The following is a 19,105-nucleotide window of genomic DNA, read 5'->3' on the forward strand; positions in this document are numbered from 1 at the left end:
ATCATATCGTATCGGGGATGGAGACGATAACCGTATCGGACGATACGGTAAAGACCGGTCTCTTCTGTTCCAGAATATAGTCGACACTGTCTTGCGACAGCACGATATTGCGCACAAAATCGGGAGCCTTCAGCACCTTGATGCCCAACTTGCCGGGAGCGGAACGACCAGACAGGTCGGCGTAATCGACCCCCAGCAAGAAGCTCTCTTCGCTGACCGAGGCAAACCGGCTAAAGGGCATCATGCACGAGAGCTGTACCGACGAGGGGAAGGTGATGAGTGACCATCCGGCGGGTACACTCTGGGTCACGACAGGTATATCGAGCAGTTTCGAGGTCATCTCTTCGACGGGAATCGTCACCTCGACCTGCTCGGGGACAATACGCAGGTTGGGTATGCGGGCCATGCGCACGGTCGTGCGCAAAGTATCGCTCAGCCGCTTGGCCTCGAACTCGGTGGTGTAGACCTCTTTGAGGTGCTTCAGCAACGAGTTTTCGCCATAGACCATGACCGAGTCGATATTGGCAGTCATGGGCCCGCTCAACACACATTGCGGGGTAGTCGAGGCGTGCCCTTTCACCACCAGCTTCACCCGTTTGCCGGCACTGTGGGTATACTGCACCTTCAGCGTGTCGGGGATAAGCGACAGAATCGTAGTGGTGGGACGCAGTGATTTGCGCATGACGGTCTCGAGTTGCGAGGGCGACAACAGGAACGAGCTACCCCCCTTGTCATACTCCTGGAAATTGATGCGTAACGGACTCAATCCTTCGATGGCATAGCCCAGCATCACGGGGCCCTTGTCGCGTATGCGCACCTCGATATGCGAGGGCAAGTCGTTGATAAGGGTGGTCTTCTCGGGCAAGTTTTGCAACTCGACCGGAATCTGGAACGAGTTCTCGACCTCCTCATTCAACCCCTGCATGAACCAGAATACCAGCGACAGCAACACGAAACCTAGAAAAGTGAACAACTCGCGCGTGCGCTCCTGACGAAAGGTTGCGCCTATCTTACGGGCAATCGCTCTGAATCGTGTGGCTATGCGGGCCGAAATCTTCTTTTTCATACTATCACGCAATGGCTATATACAACAAAGATAAAGTTTTTTATCGGGACCGTAGGTCTCTGCCGATAAAAAACTTTATCTTTTTATTTCTCCGTTAGAGGAGCCTATTGCACGAGGCTCTATTATTTGGCCTGTTGAGCACCGCTGTCTTTGGCATCGGCTACCGACGGATATACCGAATCCTTGGCAATGCGCACACGGGTATTCTCGGCAATCTCGATGATGAAGGAGTCGGATTTAACCTCTTTTATTTTTCCGAACAAGCCCCCGGCCGTTACGATTTTATCGCCGGCAGAGAGACCCTCGCGGAATTTGCGAATCTCTTTCTGACGTTTCGTCTGCGGACGAATCATGAAGAAATAGAAGATGGCAATCAAGGCGACCATCATCAGGATGCTCGACATTCCGCTGCTGGCTGCACTTTGTAAAAGAATGGATAGTGTTGTCATAATTTAGCTTTTAATAGTTTTTACATATGGTCCCCTCGAAAATGAGAGTCCACAAATATATAACAATTTTTTTACTCTTTTGTCAGAACGCCCTCTTTTTTGAGATTATCGGCGATAGCATTGAGCACCCCGTTGACAAACTGGCCGCTCTTGGCCGTGCTGTACGACTTGGCCAGTTCGATATACTCGTTGAGGGTAACCCGCGTAGGTATCGAGGGGAATTTGTAGAACTCGCTCATGGCCACCATCATGATGACTATATCCATGAAGGCAACCCGCTCGATCTCCCAATTGCGGATGAAGTTCTCGATGTAGTTGCGATACTCGTCGCCATGCAGCAGGGTGTTGCGGAAGAGCTCCTTGGCAAACTCGGCATCGTCGTCGTCCTTGAACATGGGCAGCAGGGCCTGCGACTCGCCGTTTGCCTCGCTGAACTGCTTGATGGTCTTCAGCACGAAGGTGGTGATGATTTCCAGGTCGTCGTTCCAGTAGAGCGATTTCTGTTCGAGCAGCTCGAGCAGCTCCTCGTCGGTGCAGAACATGGTCTTGACCACCTTTTTCCAGAACTCGCAATCGTTCTCATACGAATCCTCGGGAGCCTCCATATACTCTTTGTAGAGGTCGCTCTTGACAATCCGCTCCGAGAAGTCTCTCAAAAATTCGGGGTCGTTGGTCCAGGTGATGGGTTTCTTCTCGTGATAATCCTTGTAATCGTTGCAATTCCGCAACTGCTCGATAAAGCGGTTGTGGACAAAGCGCATGTTGGGATTCTTCTCCTCGGGAGTTGCCAGGAACTTCATGCGGGCGGCTTCGACCCGGGCAGCCTGCGTATCGGTCAACTCAACCATCAAGGTCAGCAACAGATGATACAGCTCGTAGGATTTTTCGAAACTGAAGAAGAGTTCCTTTTCGGCATCCATCACCGTCTTGTCTTTCGTCAAGAAATAGGAGTAGGCAATCTGTATGACTTTGGAACGGATTAGTATTCTATTGATCATATTTTAATGAACTAATTGTGCGGTTATTTTTTTCGGTCACTCTCTACCTGTCGCCCACCCCACGCCTGCGACAAGGGGAGTGTGCGAGAAAAATCTGCAAGCCGCACTATTCCATTTCGATAGTGCGGCTTGCAAGTATGCCTGGCAGGCTATTATTCGATAGCCGATTTTTCCTTCTCGGGATTTTTGTAATAGATTTTACCCTCTATGTATTCTTGCGTAGCAATAAGAACGGGTTTGGGCAGCTTCTCGTAGTAGCGCGAGATCTCAATCTGCTCACGGTTCTCGAATACCTCCTCGAGATTATCGTTGCACGAAGCGAACTCCTGGAGTTTCTTTTCCAGGTCGGCCTTCATTTCAACGGCAATCTGATTGGCTCTTTTGGCAATAATACATACAGTCTCGTAAATGTTTCCCGTGTCGGAAGACAAAGCCACCATATCGCGTGTTACGGTGTTTGTCGGTGCATTTGTTTTCTTGTAATCCATTATTTTAAAGATTAATCTTTTACGTATTTGTTAGCCACCTTAAAAATATTCTCGGCCTCTTTGGTATATTCACCCGAAGGAAAGTCGTTGATAAACGAGTAATACTCGTCGATGACATCGCGGAAACGCTCGGGTTTCTTCTCTTCGATACTCTGCACGGCCTCCTGATATTTCGACTTCAGGATAAGCATCGAGAGGGTCTCCTTATAGCGGGTATAGGGATACTCTTTCAGGGCATTCTGTGCCGTGATGATGGCCGACTGGTAGTTGTTGCCCATGTAGTTGCCCAAGTTGTAATAGAGCTGGGCATTAAGCAACTCTTTGTAAACCAGCTTGTCTTGCAGTTCAAAGATAATATCCTGTGCCTGTTTGGCCCGCTCGCTGTTGGGGAAATAGTCGAGGAAGCGTTGCATTTCGTCGATGGCCTTGTAGGTACCGGTCTGGTCGAGTTTGGCCTCGGGAGAGTCGAGGTAGTAGCCATAGCCGCAGTAAAAGCGGGCCAGCTCGGTATACTCGCCCTTGGGATAATTTTTGTAATAGGCCTGGAAATACTCGCCCGAGGTGACATAGTCCTTATTCAGATAATAACTGCGAGCCAGCAGATAGAGCGACTCTTCTGCCCTGTCGGTGCCCTTGAAGATAGCCACCAGTTCCTCGAGCAAGGTAGCGGCCTGCATGTACTTCTTGCGCTCGAATGCCTTCTTGGCATAGTCATATTTCAGCTCATAATCAGTACTTTTCAGTATCTTGTTATACTCACCGCACGAGACAAGGAGCAAGGCACAAACGATAGAACAGATCAGTTTTCGCATTATTCGTTTCTTTATCAGGTTGCAAAGTTAGAGATTTCGGCCGAATATGGAAAAGAAATAATAGAAATTTAACGGTGACGGCGACAATTAGGGGCTATTTATCGGCTACCTCCCGGTTTGTATCGACCAGCATATTCCCGACCGCACCCGACGCGGACCCTTCTCCTGCCGAAACAGGCAACACCTCTCGATTCGCCGGCAACAAAAGAGAGCCCCTCTTCTTATAAAACGAAGGGGGTGCAATTTTGTTTTTACCCTTGCTTTGTTCTATCTTTGCAATAAATTGCGGAGGTAGGCGAAGTTTCGGCACAGCCGATGCGGAATCGGGCTTGCATGCCCGGGAGAGCCTGTCCCCGACTAAATTGCGACGAATATGATCAAACGACTTACCCGGCCTCGCGAGGGGCGCATGATTGGCGGCGTGTGTGCTGGCTTGGGCGAATACCTGGGGCTGGACCCTACGGTGGTTCGCATCATCTATGTGCTGCTGTCGCTGGGAGCCATAGGCACCCCGGTGGTGATATACATCATCCTCTGTTTGATTATACCCGAATCTTAAAGAAACGAATGTCATGGATTTCAAACTTATTTCTCCCTATCGTCCCACCGGCGACCAGCCGGAAGCCATCGACGAACTGAGCCGGGGCGTGCTCGACGGCACTCCCTACCAGACGTTGCTGGGCGTGACGGGCTCGGGAAAGACATTCACCATGGCCAACGTAATCGAGCGGGTGCAAAAACCTACCCTTATCCTGAGCCACAACAAAACGCTGGCGGCCCAGCTCTACAACGAGTTCAAGGGGTTCTTCCCCGAGAATGCCGTCGAGTATTTTGTCTCCTACTACGACTACTACCAGCCCGAGGCCTATATCCCCTCGACCGACACCTATATCGAGAAAGACCTTGCCATCAACGAAGAGATAGACCGCTTGCGACTCTCCACCACCTCGGCCCTGCTGTCGGGGCGCAAGGATGTGATTGTGGTCTCGTCGGTGTCGTGCCTCTACGGCATCGGCAACCCCGAGGACTTCCACAGCAACGTGGTCGAGGTGAAGGTGGGCGACAACATCGGGCGCAACCGGCTGTTGCGGCATCTGGTCGATTCGCTCTACTCGCGCAACGAGGTGGAGCTCAACCGGGGCAACTTCAGGGTGAAGGGCGACACGGTCGACATCTACCTGGCCTACGACGACACCATCGTGCGCATCGAGTTCTGGGGCGAGGAGATTGAGTCGATACGCACCGTCGACCCCGCTACGGGCAGCAGCACGGGCACCTTCGATGCCTACAAGATATTCCCGGCCAACCTGTTCGTGACGACCAAAGAGCGCATCGACAAAGCCATCGGCGAGATAGAGATAGACCTGGGCAAACAGGTGGAGTTTTTCAAATCGATCGGGAAGGAGCTCGAGGCCAAGCGGCTTTACGAGCGGGTGACCTACGACGTGGAGATGATTCGCGAGATAGGCCACTGCTCGGGCATCGAGAACTACTCGCGCTACTTCGACGGCCGCGAAGCGGGTACCCGCCCCTTCTGCCTGCTCGACTATTTCCCCAACGATTTCCTTACCATCATCGACGAGAGCCACGTGACCGTACCGCAGATCAGGGCCATGTACGGGGGCGACCGTTCGCGCAAGATGAACCTGGTGGAGTACGGGTTCCGCCTGCCAGCTGCCGTGGATAACCGGCCGCTGAAGTTCGACGAGTTCGAGAGTCTGGCCCGGCAGATTATCTACGTAAGCGCCACCCCGGCCGACTACGAGCTCGAGAAGAGCGAGGGCGTGGTGGTAGAGCAGGTCATCCGGCCCACCGGTCTGCTCGACCCGGTCATCGAGGTGCGGCCCAGCCTCAACCAGATAGACGACCTGCTCGAGGAGATACAGCAGCGCATCGAGCGCGACGAGCGGGTGCTGGTCACCACCCTGACCAAACGCATGGCCGAGGAGCTGAACAGCTACCTGACCAAACTCGACATCAACTGCAACTACATACACTCCGACGTCGACACCCTCGACCGCATCCGCATTCTCGACGACCTGCGGGCCGGCGTCTACGATGTGCTCATCGGCGTGAACCTGCTGCGCGAGGGGCTCGACCTGCCCGAGGTATCGCTCGTGGCCATACTCGATGCCGACAAGGAGGGATTCCTGCGCTCGCACCGGTCGCTCACCCAGACGGTGGGCCGGGCCGCGCGAAACCTTAACGGACGGGTCATCATGTATGCCGACCGCATTACCGAGAGCATGCAGAAGACCATCGACGAGACCAACCGCCGCCGCGAGAAGCAGTTGGCCTACAACGAGGCTCACCACATCACCCCCAAAGCTATCCAGAAGGCCAAGAACTCTTCGCTGCTGGGGGCCAACACCGAGGCCAAACCGCAACAGCCGCAACCGGCCAAGCCGGCAAAAGCTGCCAAGCCGAGCCAACCGGCCCGGGCTTACAGCGACGAGTATCTGGAGCATGTAGATGTGGCGGCCGACCCGATTGTGAAATACATGAATCGCGACCAACTGCAAAAGGCCATCGAGCGCACTCGCCGACAGATGGTCGAGGCGGCCAAGAAGATGGAGTTCATCGAGGCGGCCCAGTATCGCGACGAACTGATAAAACTGGAAGATTTGTTACAACAGGCAGCGGCCGACAAGCCTACTGCCTGACCAACCTATACCGCTACGAAAGTGATGAAAGAATACCGATTGCAAGACTGGTTGCCCACGACCCGCAAAGAGCTGGAGATGCGAGGCTGGGATTATGTCGACGTGATTCTCTTCTCGGGCGATGCCTATGTCGACCACCCCTCGTTCGGGGCTGCCGTCATCGGGCGCATACTCGAGGCCGAGGGGCTGCGGGTGGCCATCGTGCCCCAACCCAACTGGCAGGACGACCTGCGCGATTTCAAGAAGCTGGGCACGCCCCGGCTCTTCTTCGGCATCTCGGCCGGAGCCATGGACTCGATGGTGAACCACTACACGGCCAACAAGCGTCTGCGCAGCGACGATGCCTACACCCCCAACGGGCGGCACGGCATGCGCCCCGACTACCCCACCGTGGTCTACAGCCGCATACTCAAGGAGCTATTCCCCGACACGCCGGTCATCATCGGCGGCATCGAGGCTTCGATGCGACGCCTCACCCACTACGACTACTGGCAAGACAAACTGCTGCCGGGTATTCTGGCCGAGTGTCCCGCCGACCTGCTCATCTACGGCATGGGCGAGCGACCCATCGTCGAGATTGCCCGCCGGCTGCAACAGGGCGAGACCATCGACCGCCTCACCGACATACCGCAGACGGCCACCATACAACCGGGCGCCAATACCCCCTCGACAGTCGAGGACGAGCACAACATCGTGCTGGCTTCGCACGAGGAGTGCCTGCAACACAAGCGCAAGCAGGCCGAGAACTTCCGCCACATCGAGGAGGAGTCGAACAAGTACCACGCCAAGCGACTGTGGCAGCGCGTGGGCGAGCGGGTAATCGTGGTCAATCCGCCCTACCCGCCCATGACCGAGGCCGAAATCGACGCCTCGTTCGACCTGCCCTACACCCGCATGCCTCACCCCCGCTACAAGGGGAAGACGATACCGGCCTACGAGATGATCAAGTTTTCGGTCAATCTGCACCGGGGCTGTTTCGGCGGGTGCGCCTTCTGCACCATCTCGGCCCATCAGGGCAAGTTCATCGCCTCGCGTTCCAAGGAGTCGATTCTCAAGGAGGTGAAGCAGATTATCGCGATGCCCGACTTCAAGGGCTACCTGAGCGACCTGGGCGGCCCCTCGGCCAACATGTACCGCATGCACGGCCAGAACCTGGAGCTGTGCCACAAGTGCAAACGCCCCTCGTGCCTGGCCCCCCAGATATGCCCCAACCTCAACGCCGACCACAGCGACCTGCTCGACATCTACCACGCCGTCGATGCCCTGCCGGGTATCAAGAAGTCGTTCATCGGCAGCGGCGTGCGCTACGACCTGCTGTTGCACCGCCACAAAGACGACGCACTGAACCGCAGCACCCGCCGCTACACCGAGGAGCTGATTGCCCGCCACGTCTCGGGCCGGCTGAAGGTGGCCCCCGAGCACACCTCGGACCGCGTGCTGACCATCATGCGCAAGCCGTCGTTCTCGCTCTTCGAGCAGTTCAAGCGCACCTTCGACCGCATAGACCGCGAGCAGGGGCTCAACCAGCAGATTATCCCCTACTTCATCTCGAGCCACCCCGGATGCACCGAGGAGGAGATGGCCGAACTGGCCGCCCTGACCAAGCACATGAATTTCAAGCTGGAGCAGGTGCAGGACTTCACCCCTACCCCCATGACCCTCTCGACCGAAATCTACTACACCGGCATACACCCCTACACGGGCGAGAAGGTCTACACCGCCCGCAAGCCCGAGGAGAAACTGAACCAGCGGAAATACTTCTTCTGGTATCTGCCCGAGAAGCGCAACGACATACAGAACTCGCTCAGGCGCATGCACCGCAACGACCTGCTCGAGAAACTCTACGGCAACACGCCGTGGCGCAAACCGGCCCACCTCGTGGGCGAGAACAAGCCGCCCCGGCGACAGAAAGGGAAACCGAACAAAAACAATCTATAAACCTTTATTTATGAACAAACTAAATTGTATGATGATGGCAGGAGCATTATTAGTAACAGCCTGTCAGCCAGCCGGGAAGACCGGTGACATTATCGGCAAGCAGCCCGTGAAAGTCGAAAACGGCATCCTGACTACCGAGGTGCTCATGGCCTTTGGCCGGGTGAGCGACCCTGTGGTTTCGCCCGACAAGAGCAAAATCCTCTTCGGGGTTACCTACGAAGATGTGAAGCAGAACAAGAGCAACCGCGAGCTCTTCGTGATGGACATCGACGGACAGAACAAGAAACAGATTACCTGCACCCCCGAGTCGGAGGGCAACGCCGTGTGGATTAACGGCGGCAAACAGATTGCCTACCTCTCGGGCAAAAGCGGCGACTCGCAACTGTGGATCATGGAGGCCGACGGCAGCAACGCCCGGCAGATAAGCCACCACGAGAAGGGCATCAACGGCTTCCTCTTCTCGCCCGACGAGAAACAGATCCTCTTCATCGGCAACGTGAAGTACAGCCAGAAGGCCTCGGACATCTACCCCGACCTCGACAAGGCTACCGGCCGCGTGATCGACGACCTCATGTACAAACACTGGGACGAGTGGGTCGAGGAGATTCCGCACCCCTACATCGCCTCGTTCGACGGTAAGGAGCTTTCGGGCATCACCGACATCATGGAGGGCGAGCCCTACGAGTCGCCCATGAAACCCTTCGGCGGCATCGAGTCGTTTGCCTGGACTCCCGACAGCAAGGCCGTGGCCTACACCAGCCGCAAGAAGACCGGTCTGGAATACTCCATCTCGACCAACTCCGACATCTACCTCTACGACCTGGCCACCCAGCAGACCCGCAACCTCACCGAGGGCATGATGGGCTACGACACCACGCCGACCTTCTCGCCCGACGGCAAATACCTGGCCTGGGGCAGCATGGAGCGCGACGGGTATGAGTCGGACAAGAACCGCCTCTTCATCATGAACATGGCTACCGGCGAGAAACAAGACCTCACGGCCGACTTCGACTACAGCACCGACGAACTGGCCTGGGCTCCCGACGGACAGTCGCTCTTCATCCGCTCGGCCTACCAGGGCGAGATTCACATCTTCCGCGTGGGCCTCGACAAGAAAATCGAGCAGATTACGACCGGCTACTACGACTACGCCTCGCTGGCTCCCGTGAGCGAGAGCTGCCTCATCGCCATGCGTCACTCGCTGTCGCAACCCGACGAGATTTACAGCGTCAACCCCCAGAGCAAAGAGGTGAAAGAGCTCTCGTTCGAAAACAAGGAGATACTCGACCAGCTCACCATGGGCAAGGTCGAGGAGCGTTGGATCACGACCACCGACAACAAGAAGATGCTCACCTGGATTGTCTATCCGCCCCACTTCGACCCCTCGAAGAAATACCCCGCCATTCTCTACTGCCAGGGTGGTCCGCAGCAACCCGTCAGCCAGTTCTGGTCGTATCGCTGGAACCTGCAACTGATGGCGGCCAACGGCTACATCGTCATCGCCCCCAACCGCCGCGGTCTCTACGGCTTCGGACAGGAGTGGCTCGAACAGATTAGCGGCGATTACGGCGGTCAGAACATGAAGGACTACTTCAGCGCTACCGACGAGATGAAGAAAGAGCCCTATGTCGACGGCGACCACATGGGTGCCGTGGGTGCCAGCTACGGCGGCTTCTCGGTATACTGGCTGGCCGGCCATCACCAGAAACGGTTCAAGGCCTTCATCGCCCACGCCGGTATCTACAACCTCGAGCAACAGTATGTCGAGACCGAAGAGATGTGGTTTGCCAACTGGGATATGGGCGGCGCACCCTGGGACAAGAAGAACGCTACGGCTCAACGCACGTTTGCCACTTCGCCCCACAAATTCGTAGACCAATGGGATACGCCTATCCTCATCACTCACGGCGAATATGACTTCCGCATCCTCGCCTCGCAAGGCATGTCGGCCTTCAATGCCGCCAAACTGCGCGGCGTACCGGCCGAGATGCTCATCTTCCCCGACGAGAACCACTGGATTCTGAAACCGCAGAACGGCGTGCTGTGGCAACGGATCTTCTTCCGCTGGCTCGACCGCTGGCTGAAACCTCAAGCACAAACCGAGAATCCGGAACCGGCAAAATGATCGAGTTTGACAATCTCACCTTTATTTATGACAACAAGCCCTTGATGCAACACTTCACGTGTTGCATCGCCCGGGGCGAGAAAGCGGTGCTTTACGGCCCTTCGGGGCACGGTAAAAGCACCCTTCTTGCTTCGGTACCCGGCTTTGTCTTGCCCGATGAGGGGAGCATCCGCATCGACGGCCGCACACTCGACGCCACCACCGTGCAACAGGTACGGCGGCGCACCGCCTGGCTGCCTCAGGAGTTTACCCTCCCCTACGACACGATACAGGAACTGATCGAGGCCCCCTTCAGGCTGCGGATAAACCAGGCTCTGAAGCCTTCGCGCGAAACGGTTCTGGAACACTTCGACCGGCTGGGGCTGGAACACGAACTGTACGACAAGCGGTCGATCGAGATTTCGGGCGGCCAGCGGCAACGCATCATGCTCATGATTGCCGCCCTGCTGCAAAAGGATATTGTGCTGCTCGACGAGCCTACCTCGGCCCTCGACCCCGACTCCATCGCCCGGGTCATCGACTACATCCACTCGCTGCACGAGGCCACTGTACTGATGGTTTCGCACGACGCCCGATTCATCGACTCGTTCGACCGTAAAATCTATATCGGAGATTGATTCATGGAAACGATAAACATTGGCTACAGCCACATGGTGCTGGGATTTCTGCTGCTGATTATCCCCACCTACTTTCTCTACCGCTACCGCACCGGCCTGGTGAAAGATACCCTTTGGGCCGCCCTGCGCATGACGGTGCAACTCTTCTTCATCGGGTTTTACCTCGAGTACCTGTTCCTGTGGGACAACCTGTGGATAAACCTGCTGTGGGTGGTATTGATGATTGTCATCGCCTCGTCGACGGTACTGAAGCGCACCAAACTGCCGCAAAAGATGCTCTTCATGGCCGTGGCGGTGGCCTTCCTCGTGTCGCTGCTCATCATCGACCTCTACTTTCTGGGGCTGGTGGTTCGGCCCGAAAAGATTTTCACGGCCCGCTACTTCATCCCCATCAGCGGCATGATACTGGGCAACATGCTATCGGCCAACGTCATAGCTCTCAACTCGTTCTACGGCTCGCTCAACCGCGAGCGGCAACTCTACCTCTACCTGCTGGGCAACGGTGCCACGCCCGGCGAGGCACTCGCCCCCTTCATGCGCGAGGCCCTCATCAAGTCGTTCAACCCCACCATCGCCTCGATGGCGGTCATGGGACTCATCGCCCTGCCCGGCACCATGACGGGTCAGATACTGGGCGGCAGCAGCCCCAGCGTGGCCATCAAATATCAGATTATGCTGATGATTACCATCTTCGCCTCGTCGCTCATATCGGTACTGCTCACGCTGTGGATTTCGCGGCGCAAGACCTTCGACCGTTACGGCATGAAGCGATTCTAAAGCGCCGTATCCTCGCGGTTCCGTTTCAGCCGGGCCTTGAAGGCGTCGGGCTTGTCGTTGAGGATGAGCTCCTCGGGGAACTCGGTGGCGGCCAGAAGCGGATAGAGCCAGTGATAATCGGCTATCGAGAAGGAGATGTGGGCGTCGCTCCCCAGAATGACCGGCTGCCCGTAGCGCTTGCACAGGCGCAGAATCTCGAGGTTGTTGGCCATCGCCTTCTCTTTGTGGCGGTAGGGATTGAGCGAACTGTTGTTGATCTCGAGCAACACGCCGTTCTCCTTGGCAGCCAGCACCAGCGGCTCGAAATACAACTCGGCCGTGCCGTCGCCCGGATGGCTGATGATGTCGATATGCGGGTTACAGATAGCCCCCAGCACGGCGGCCGTATTCTGGTCGATGTCGCCCGGCCGGTAACAGAGCGAATGCAACCCGGCTATGCGCAGGTCGAGAAACCGGAAATACTTCTCTTCCAAATCGAGCCGCCCTGCATAATCGACAATATTGATTTCGGCACCCAACAGCAACTCCACGCCATACATCCGGCGAGGCACTACCGGCAGGTTGCGGAAATAGATGTCGGAGCAGGTGCCGGGGATTCCCCCCGTATGTTCGGTAATACCCAATATCTGCAAACCCTTGTCGGCCGCGGCCTGTACCATCTCCTGCAAGGTGCTGAAGGCATGCCCGCTGGCTATCGTGTGCGTATGTACATCGAGAAGAATATTCATAACAAATCCTCTTTAATCGTTCTGCAAAGATACGAGAAAGCCATCAACCCTCAGCCCCACTTGCCCGAAAATTTGTGACTCAGCCTCTCTTGCCGGTCAAAGGCAAGGAGGCCGCCGAAATCCTTTCATCCCGACACAGAATAGAAAAGCCCTGGCCGTTACTGGTAGATGGCAATCATCTCGTTGCAGGTGTTGATGATGTTTTGCTGTGTCTGTATGTTGTGTTTGATATATGCCGAATTGGGGTCTTCGATAAGTTTCACCTGCAGGCGGGCCAGCTCCTCGATAGCCCGGTTGCGGCGAATCTCCCACTCGACCCGGCGGACAGGGTCGCTCTGGCTGCTGCCGGTCGAGGCCGGTGCCGAGACAGAGGGCACCACCACTACACCCGAACCGCCCGCAGCGCCACTGCCGGCCGAGGCGTCGCTTCCGGCCGAAGCCGAAGCCGCATCCGGAGTCTCGAGTCCGTTGCTGTCGAGCCGGTTGCCCTCTTCGTCGAAGATGAAGAGTTCGCCGCCGCTCTCGAAACAGAATACCCCGAAGCCCGAGCGAGAGGCACTCGAGAAGCGGTTCGAGGGGAGCAGGAAGATTTCGCGCCCCGTCTTGTCGATATACCCTACCCGACCGTTGCGGGCTACCCGGGCAAATCCCTGGTCGAACCAGTTCACCCGGCTGTATATGCAGGGGATTACCTCCTCGCCCTTCTCGTTTACGAAACCATATTTACCCTGCTGGGCCACAGCCACCATCCCCTCCCGACAAATATCTATTTTGTTGTATCGGGCCGGAGTCAGCACGTTCTGCCGGGCATCGACAAAACCATAAAGGCCGTCTTCGCCATAATAGAACAGATTGGAGGTACAAACGCCCATCGACTTGTATCGCGTGGCCGAGACAAACCTGCCCGTCTTGTCGATGAGTCCATAGCTCCCATCGAGACATACGGGAGCCACATCGCCGTAAAAGAAGTCGGCCGATTCGAACTGGCAGGGTATCACCTCGCGCCCCGTCGCATCGACATAGCCATAGAGACCCTCTTCGTTCTGCACACAGCCCAGGCCGTTGTAGAACTCCATCGCATTACAGTAAATCAGAGGGGTCACCTCGTTGCCGTCGACATCGATATAGCCTTTTCTCCAGTTCTGCTCGACCACGGCCAATCCTTCGCTGAAATCATCGGCAGAATTGTAGCGGCAGGGCACCACCAGATTCCCCTCGGTATCGATATAGCCATAGTTGAAATCCTCGTCATGCACTCTCGCCCGGCCATCGTAGAAGCCTCCCTGCGGCTCGAGACCGTCGGGCACCGGGAACTCCTGCAGCGTACCGTCGCGATAGACAAAGAGCTTGTTGTCTCCCTCTTTCGGGGAAACCAACACACCACCGGGCTCCATATATACCGACTCGTAGATGCAGGGTATCACCTCGTGCCCCTTCTCGTCGATACAGCCGAAGACTCCCGTCTCGCGCCCCGACTCGGTCTTGGTCTTCATCATCACCCGGGCCAGACCATCCTCAAAATTGTCGATGAACGAATACTTCAAATGCAGGTTGAGAATATAGGGGGTAATCTCTATCTTTTCCTGTTTCTTTTCACCTCCGCCACAGGCCGGCAGAAGCAGCAGGAGGGGCACCGAACCAAGCAGGAGGCGGGTCCAAACAGTCGCATGTTTTATAGTCCTCAATTTTTTATGTTCTACAAAAATAGACAAATTGCCCGAATGAGAGAAGGGTATCGCCCGACAAATTAACGGCCGGCCCGTTTTTCTGTGCGGCTCGATACCATCAGGGGCTGCATCGAACGAATCGACACAGCCCCTGATGTTTATAACGGGACAAGGCAGAGAGCCGTCAGACAGACTGCTCGATGGTCCAGACGAAGGCCCGCAAACCCAACTGGGGGGCCGCCTCGTCCATCTGCCGCAGCCGCTTCAGCAGCGGCTCTACCTTGGCATCGTCGACCATGGTGATGATGGCCGAACACATCGAGGGCCACGCGTGGCTGCCATAGTGAGGCTCGCCGGTCTTGGAGCCGCGGCCCCGCATCTGCTCGAAGTAGGAATATCCCCGGCACGACAGCTTGTCGAGGGTCTCGAGAATCTGGGCATAGTGTGCCTGGTCGAAAGTGATAAATACCGATTTCATATCCGATGGTGTTGGTTTTAGAGTCCGATCCCCTATTTCCCCTTTTTTAATCGTTAAGAGATAGGGAACCGAACGTAATATTTATGAATTGGAGTTACTGGCCGACAGGCGCTCGTGGTGTTTCCGACGACGGCGTTTCACACCCACCGAAGCGAATACACAGTAGAGCACGGGAATGAGGATAAGGGTGAGGATGGTCGAGACCGTGAGGCCGCCGATTACCGCCGTACCCATGGGTCGCCACATCTCGGAACCCTGACCGGTACCGATGGCCATGGGCACCATACCCAAGATGGTGGTAAGGGTCGTCATGATTACCGGGCGCAGACGGGAGTGACCGCCCTTGACCACGGCCTCGCGGATGCCCATGCCCCGCTCGCGGTTCAGCGAGATGTAGTCGATGAGCACGATACCGTTCTTCACCACGATACCGATAAGCATGATGGCACCGATGAGCGACATCACATTGAGGGTATTGCCCGAGAGCCACAGCGCCAGGAATACACCCGAGAAGGCGAAGGGCAACGAGAACATGATGATGAACGGGTAGGTCAACGACTCGAACTGGGCCGCCATCACGATGAACACGAGTATGACGATGAGGTACATGAGCGTGAACAGGTCGCCGAACGAATCCTGCTGGTCTTCATACGAACCCGAAAGCTGAATCGAGATGCCCGAGGGTATCGACATCTGGTCGATCTTCTTCTGGGCCTCGGCCACCACGTCGCTCATGGCTGCCCCCGAGAGGATAGCCGATACGGTGTTGATACGCTCGCGGTCCTTACGCTCGATGGTAGGCGGCGAGAATCGCTCGACCACGGTGCCCAGCTCCTTGATGCGCACCCCTTTGCCCTGGGCGTTGTAGACCATGATGTTTTCAATATCCTCGATCGAGGTGCGGTATTCGGGAGCATACATCACCTTGATGTCGTACTCCTCACCCTCCTCGCGGAACTGCGAGGCGGTGGCACCGTTGATGCGGTTGCGCAGGTAGGTAGCCGCCGTGGTGAGGTTGAGGCCGTTGAGGGCCAGCTTCTCGCGGTCGAAGTCGACCTGATATTCGGGCTGGTAGTCGCCACGACTGATACGCACCTCGCTCACGCCCTTGATTTCGCGCAGCAGGGCCGAGAGTTGGGCCGCTACGCTGTCGGTCTCGGCAAAGGAGTAGCCATAGATTTCGTAGTCGATGGTCGTTTCACCACCCATCACCGACATACCGCCACCCAGGTTCACCTGCGACTTCTTGATTTCGGGGTATCCGGCCAGGTCCTTACGCATGAGGTCGCAAATCTCCGACAGGGTGCGTTTGCGCTTGTCGGGGTCGGTGAGACTGATGTTATAGGTAATGATGTGCGAGCCGTTGTCGGACATCGAGGCGTAGACGTTGTCGGTGCTGGCCTGCCCTACCGTAAAGTTGCACATCACGATTTCGGGGTATTGCTCCATCCACTGTTTGTAGAGGCGCATGGCCACATCTTTCGAGATTTCGGTGCGGGTACCGATGGGCATCTCGACGGTGACCCCGATACGGGCATTGTCCTGGGTAGGCATGAACTCGTTACCTACGAAGCGTACCAGCACGAGGCTGAGCACAAAGAACGACATACAGCCCACGATGACAATGGTGCGGTGGCCTACGGCCCAGTGCAACAGACGGGCGTAACCGTTGTCGAAGGCATCGAGCCCCTTCTCGATAGGTCCGTAGAGCAGCTTGAATACGCGCGATTGCTTGGGTTGCAGCTTCAGCAGGCGCGAGCAAAGCATGGGGGTAAGCGAGAGGGCACACACGATAGAGATGACCATGATGATGGTAACCATCCAACCCAACTGCTTGAAGAGTACGCCCGACATGCCCGAAACCAGCGTGAGGGGGAAGAACACGGCGATAAGGGTGAGCGTAGAGGCTACCACCGAAAGGCCCACCTCGTTGGTACCGTGCACGGCCGCCTGCCGGGGGTAGCTGCCCCGCTCGATGTGGTTGGTCACGTTCTCGAGCACCACGATGGCATCGTCGACCACCATACCGATGGCGATGGAGAGCGACGAGAGCGAGATGATGTTGAGCGAGTTGCCCGTGGCCGCCAGGTAGATGAACGAGGCAACCAGCGAAATAGGTATCGTAATCACGATGATGATGGTGGCCCGCCAGCGTCCCAGGAAGAAGAAGACGACTATCGAGACGAAAAGCAGAGCCAGCAACACGGTCTCGAACAGGGTATCGATGGTGTTGCGTATGTTGTCGGAGGTATCGATGATTACCCCCAGTTTCACGTCGCTGGGCAGATTCTTCTGCAAGCGGGGCAAGGCCTTCATCACCTCGTTGGAGATTTCGACCGAGTTGGCACCCGACTGTTTCTGAATCACAATCATGGCCCCTTGCACACCGTTGTTATAGGTCTCCTGGGCACGCTCCTCGACCGAGTCGTGCACCACGGCTACATCGCGCAGATAGATGGACTTGCCGCCGTAGTTGCCCACGACAATGTCGTTCATCTGCGAGGCGTCGTTGAACTCGCCCTGTACCCGCAGCGAATAGGTGTCGGAACCCACGTCAAACGTACCGCCAGGCACGTTGCGGTTCTCGGCCCCGATGACCGAGGCGATGGTCTCGATGCTGAGGTTGTAGGCCTCGAGCTTCACGGGGTCGACATAGACCTGAATCTCGCGCTCGGGCGCACCGCTGATCGACACCGAACCTACCCCGCTGATACGGGCCAGCGGGCTGGCCACGTTGTCGTCGAGTATCTTGTAGAGGGCCGGCATGCTCTCGTTGGCCTGCACCGAGAGGATAACGATAGGAATCATGTCGGAGCTGAACTTGAAGATGATGGGGTTCTCCGAATCATCCGGGAGCTCCGACTTGACCATATCGAGCTTGTCGCGCACATCGTTGGTGAGCACGTCGATGTCTTCGCCATACTCAAACTCGAGGGTGATGAGCGACATGTTCTCTTTCGACTCCGAGGTGATGTGCTTCAGGTCGCTCACGGCGTTGAGGGCATTCTCGAGGGGTCGGGTCACGTTGTTCTCGACATCGGCGGCACTGGCACCGGGATAGGCCGTCATCACCATAATCATATTGGTCTCGATGTCGGGATAGAGGTCGATAGGCAGTTTGGTGTAGGAAAAGATACCCAGGATAACCACCGCTACGAAACAGAGCGAGGTCATGATGGGTTTCTTTACCGAACCTTCGTATAGACTCATAGAAATTTTTCTTTAAGGGTGAATGTTTTGGAATTGGACAAAAGGCTGCACGGTTATTCGACCACTTTCACGGGGGCGTCGTCCTTCAGGCGCGACTGGCCGGCAATCACCACCTCGGAACCGTTCTCGACGCCCGAGATGAGCTCGTAGCTCGTATCCATGTGGCGGCCCAACTGCACCTGGTTGAAGGAAACCTTGCCGTCTTTATAGACATAGACAAAGCGGTCGCCCGAACCCGAACGCTTCACGACTGCCTGGTCGGGCACCACCACGCGGTTTACGTTGCCAAAGTCGATATTGACGCGGGCAAACATGCCCGGACGGATGCGGTTGTCGCCATTGGGGATATTGATTTCGGTCACAAAGGTGCGGGTGGCCGGGTCGATGGTGGGGTGAATGAGCGATACCTTGCCCTTGAACACCTCGTCGCCATAGACCTCGACGTTGACATCGACCGGCATACCCAGCTTCACCTTGGTGAAGTCGCTCTCCGAGATGTTCACCTCGACCTTCACCGGCTGTATCTGCATGACGGTGAGGATGGCACCGGTGGCCAGGTCGCCGTTGTCGTAGTTGCGGGCTGTCACCACACCGTTGGTGGGACTCACCAGCACGGTGTTCTCGTCGAGGTTCTCATACGAGGTCTTGGCCGTTTCGTACTGGGTGCGCATCTGGTCGACCTGTTGTTGCGAGGCACCACCCACGGCAAAGAGCTCTTTCACCCGGTTGTACTCGAGCTCGAGGTTGTCGAGCTGCAGCTTCTGCTGGGCCAGGTTGGCACGGTCGAGGTCGACCAGCTTCTGCCCGGCCTTGACGTGGTCGCCCACCTCGACATAGATTTTCTTGATGCGGTTGGGCAGAGACGAACTGATGAGGTTGCGCTTATAGGGTTCGATTGTGGCCGTGTAGGAGACGACCTGAGGGACGGCCTGCTCGGTGACCCGGGCCACCTTGACGAGTTGAACCGTTTCCTCTTCGGCTTGTTCGGTATTCTCCTTCTCTCCCGAACAGGCCACAAACAGCAGGGCCGAACAAGCGGCCAACATGCCAATCAAATGCTCTTTTTTCATATCGTGTCGTTTCTTATAT

At 56.4% G+C, this 19,105-nt stretch carries 16 protein-coding genes; 6 read left to right on the forward strand and 10 right to left on the reverse strand.

Annotated elements, in window-relative coordinates:
* Window position 1 precedes the first annotated feature (1 nt).
* From NW211_RS03600 to NW211_RS03620, 5 genes are all read right to left on the reverse strand, one after another.
* Complete coding sequence (locus NW211_RS03600; RefSeq protein WP_087407615.1) at window positions 2–1,066, reverse strand: hypothetical protein; 1,065 nt, start codon at window positions 1,064–1,066, stop codon at window positions 2–4.
* A 122-nt stretch (window positions 1,067–1,188) separates the two neighbouring features.
* A complete protein-coding gene (gene yajC / locus NW211_RS03605) occupies window positions 1,189–1,515 on the reverse strand; it encodes a preprotein translocase subunit YajC (protein WP_087407616.1) in 327 nt (108 codons plus the stop codon).
* A 71-nt stretch (window positions 1,516–1,586) separates the two neighbouring features.
* Window positions 1,587–2,513, reverse strand: a complete 927-nt coding sequence (nusB, locus tag NW211_RS03610; RefSeq protein ID WP_087407617.1) for a transcription antitermination factor NusB — start codon at window positions 2,511–2,513, stop codon at window positions 1,587–1,589.
* Between the two features lie 152 nt (window positions 2,514–2,665).
* Entirely contained in the window at window positions 2,666–3,001 is a 336-nt protein-coding gene (locus NW211_RS03615; protein ID WP_025279566.1) for a DNA-directed RNA polymerase subunit omega, read from the reverse strand.
* Window positions 3,002–3,012: 11 nt separating this feature from the next.
* The gene (locus NW211_RS03620; protein ID WP_258327016.1) at window positions 3,013–3,816 is read right to left on the reverse strand and encodes an outer membrane protein assembly factor BamD; all 804 of its coding nucleotides are present in this window, start codon (window positions 3,814–3,816) and stop codon (window positions 3,013–3,015) included.
* A gap of 370 nt (window positions 3,817–4,186) precedes the next feature.
* Between NW211_RS03620 and NW211_RS03625 the strand changes: the two genes are divergently transcribed.
* The 6 genes from NW211_RS03625 to NW211_RS03650 are packed head-to-tail and all read left to right on the forward strand — an operon-like array spanning window position 4,187 to window position 11,933.
* Window positions 4,187–4,372, forward strand: coding sequence for a PspC domain-containing protein (locus NW211_RS03625; RefSeq protein WP_258326952.1), 186 nt, complete (start codon window positions 4,187–4,189; stop codon window positions 4,370–4,372).
* A gap of 13 nt (window positions 4,373–4,385) precedes the next feature.
* Entirely contained in the window at window positions 4,386–6,476 is a 2,091-nt protein-coding gene (gene uvrB, locus NW211_RS03630) for an excinuclease ABC subunit UvrB (RefSeq protein WP_258326953.1), read from the forward strand.
* A gap of 24 nt (window positions 6,477–6,500) precedes the next feature.
* Window positions 6,501–8,414: a YgiQ family radical SAM protein gene (locus tag NW211_RS03635; RefSeq protein ID WP_258326954.1), complete on the forward strand. Its 1,914-nt coding sequence runs from the start codon at window positions 6,501–6,503 to the stop codon at window positions 8,412–8,414.
* Between the two features lie 10 nt (window positions 8,415–8,424).
* Window positions 8,425–10,539, forward strand: a complete 2,115-nt coding sequence (locus tag NW211_RS03640; RefSeq protein WP_258326955.1) for a S9 family peptidase — start codon at window positions 8,425–8,427, stop codon at window positions 10,537–10,539.
* The gene (locus NW211_RS03645) at window positions 10,536–11,156 is read left to right on the forward strand and encodes an ATP-binding cassette domain-containing protein (protein WP_258326956.1); all 621 of its coding nucleotides are present in this window, start codon (window positions 10,536–10,538) and stop codon (window positions 11,154–11,156) included. The genes NW211_RS03640 and NW211_RS03645 overlap by 4 nt, the downstream gene beginning before the upstream one ends.
* A gap of 3 nt (window positions 11,157–11,159) precedes the next feature.
* Window positions 11,160–11,933: an ABC transporter permease gene (locus NW211_RS03650; protein WP_258326957.1), complete on the forward strand. Its 774-nt coding sequence runs from the start codon at window positions 11,160–11,162 to the stop codon at window positions 11,931–11,933.
* On the opposite strand, the gene NW211_RS03655 is transcribed toward NW211_RS03650, so the two are convergent.
* The 5 genes from NW211_RS03655 to NW211_RS03675 form a co-directional block, all read right to left on the reverse strand.
* On the reverse strand, window positions 11,930–12,661 hold the full coding sequence (locus tag NW211_RS03655; protein ID WP_258326958.1) for a phosphatase: 732 nt from the start codon (window positions 12,659–12,661) through the stop codon (window positions 11,930–11,932). The genes NW211_RS03650 and NW211_RS03655 overlap by 4 nt on opposite strands.
* 158 nt (window positions 12,662–12,819) lie before the next feature.
* Window positions 12,820–14,346: a WG repeat-containing protein gene (locus NW211_RS03660; protein ID WP_258326959.1), complete on the reverse strand. Its 1,527-nt coding sequence runs from the start codon at window positions 14,344–14,346 to the stop codon at window positions 12,820–12,822.
* Between the two features lie 166 nt (window positions 14,347–14,512).
* Window positions 14,513–14,806 (reverse strand): PG0541 family transporter-associated protein, encoded by a 294-nt coding sequence (locus tag NW211_RS03665; protein WP_087407627.1) that lies wholly within the window; start codon window positions 14,804–14,806, stop codon window positions 14,513–14,515.
* A gap of 81 nt (window positions 14,807–14,887) precedes the next feature.
* Complete coding sequence (locus tag NW211_RS03670) at window positions 14,888–18,016, reverse strand: efflux RND transporter permease subunit (RefSeq protein ID WP_258326960.1); 3,129 nt, start codon at window positions 18,014–18,016, stop codon at window positions 14,888–14,890.
* 53 nt (window positions 18,017–18,069) lie between these two features.
* Entirely contained in the window at window positions 18,070–19,086 is a 1,017-nt protein-coding gene (locus NW211_RS03675; RefSeq protein ID WP_258326961.1) for an efflux RND transporter periplasmic adaptor subunit, read from the reverse strand.
* Window positions 19,087–19,105 lie beyond the last annotated feature (19 nt).

It is taken from the genome of Barnesiella sp. ET7 (assembly GCF_024733785.1).
In the GTDB taxonomy this organism is placed as follows: domain Bacteria; phylum Bacteroidota; class Bacteroidia; order Bacteroidales; family Barnesiellaceae; genus Barnesiella; species Barnesiella merdigallinarum.

Coding starts and splice junctions, on each gene's coding strand:
- NW211_RS03640 (WP_258326955.1), top strand. CDS start 8,425: ATGAACAAACTAAATTGTATGATGATGGCAGGAGCATTATTAGTAACA.
- NW211_RS03645 (WP_258326956.1), top strand. CDS start 10,536: ATGATCGAGTTTGACAATCTCACCTTTATTTATGACAACAAGCCCTTG.
- NW211_RS03675 (WP_258326961.1), bottom strand. CDS start 19,086: ATGAAAAAAGAGCATTTGATTGGCATGTTGGCCGCTTGTTCGGCCCTG.
- NW211_RS03650 (WP_258326957.1), top strand. CDS start 11,160: ATGGAAACGATAAACATTGGCTACAGCCACATGGTGCTGGGATTTCTG.
- NW211_RS03635 (WP_258326954.1), top strand. CDS start 6,501: ATGAAAGAATACCGATTGCAAGACTGGTTGCCCACGACCCGCAAAGAG.
- nusB (WP_087407617.1), bottom strand. CDS start 2,513: ATGATCAATAGAATACTAATCCGTTCCAAAGTCATACAGATTGCCTAC.
- uvrB (WP_258326953.1), top strand. CDS start 4,386: ATGGATTTCAAACTTATTTCTCCCTATCGTCCCACCGGCGACCAGCCG.
- NW211_RS03670 (WP_258326960.1), bottom strand. CDS start 18,016: ATGAGTCTATACGAAGGTTCGGTAAAGAAACCCATCATGACCTCGCTC.
- yajC (WP_087407616.1), bottom strand. CDS start 1,515: ATGACAACACTATCCATTCTTTTACAAAGTGCAGCCAGCAGCGGAATG.
- NW211_RS03665 (WP_087407627.1), bottom strand. CDS start 14,806: ATGAAATCGGTATTTATCACTTTCGACCAGGCACACTATGCCCAGATT.
- NW211_RS03615 (WP_025279566.1), bottom strand. CDS start 3,001: ATGGATTACAAGAAAACAAATGCACCGACAAACACCGTAACACGCGAT.
- NW211_RS03625 (WP_258326952.1), top strand. CDS start 4,187: ATGATCAAACGACTTACCCGGCCTCGCGAGGGGCGCATGATTGGCGGC.
- NW211_RS03600 (WP_087407615.1), bottom strand. CDS start 1,066: ATGAAAAAGAAGATTTCGGCCCGCATAGCCACACGATTCAGAGCGATT.
- NW211_RS03655 (WP_258326958.1), bottom strand. CDS start 12,661: ATGAATATTCTTCTCGATGTACATACGCACACGATAGCCAGCGGGCAT.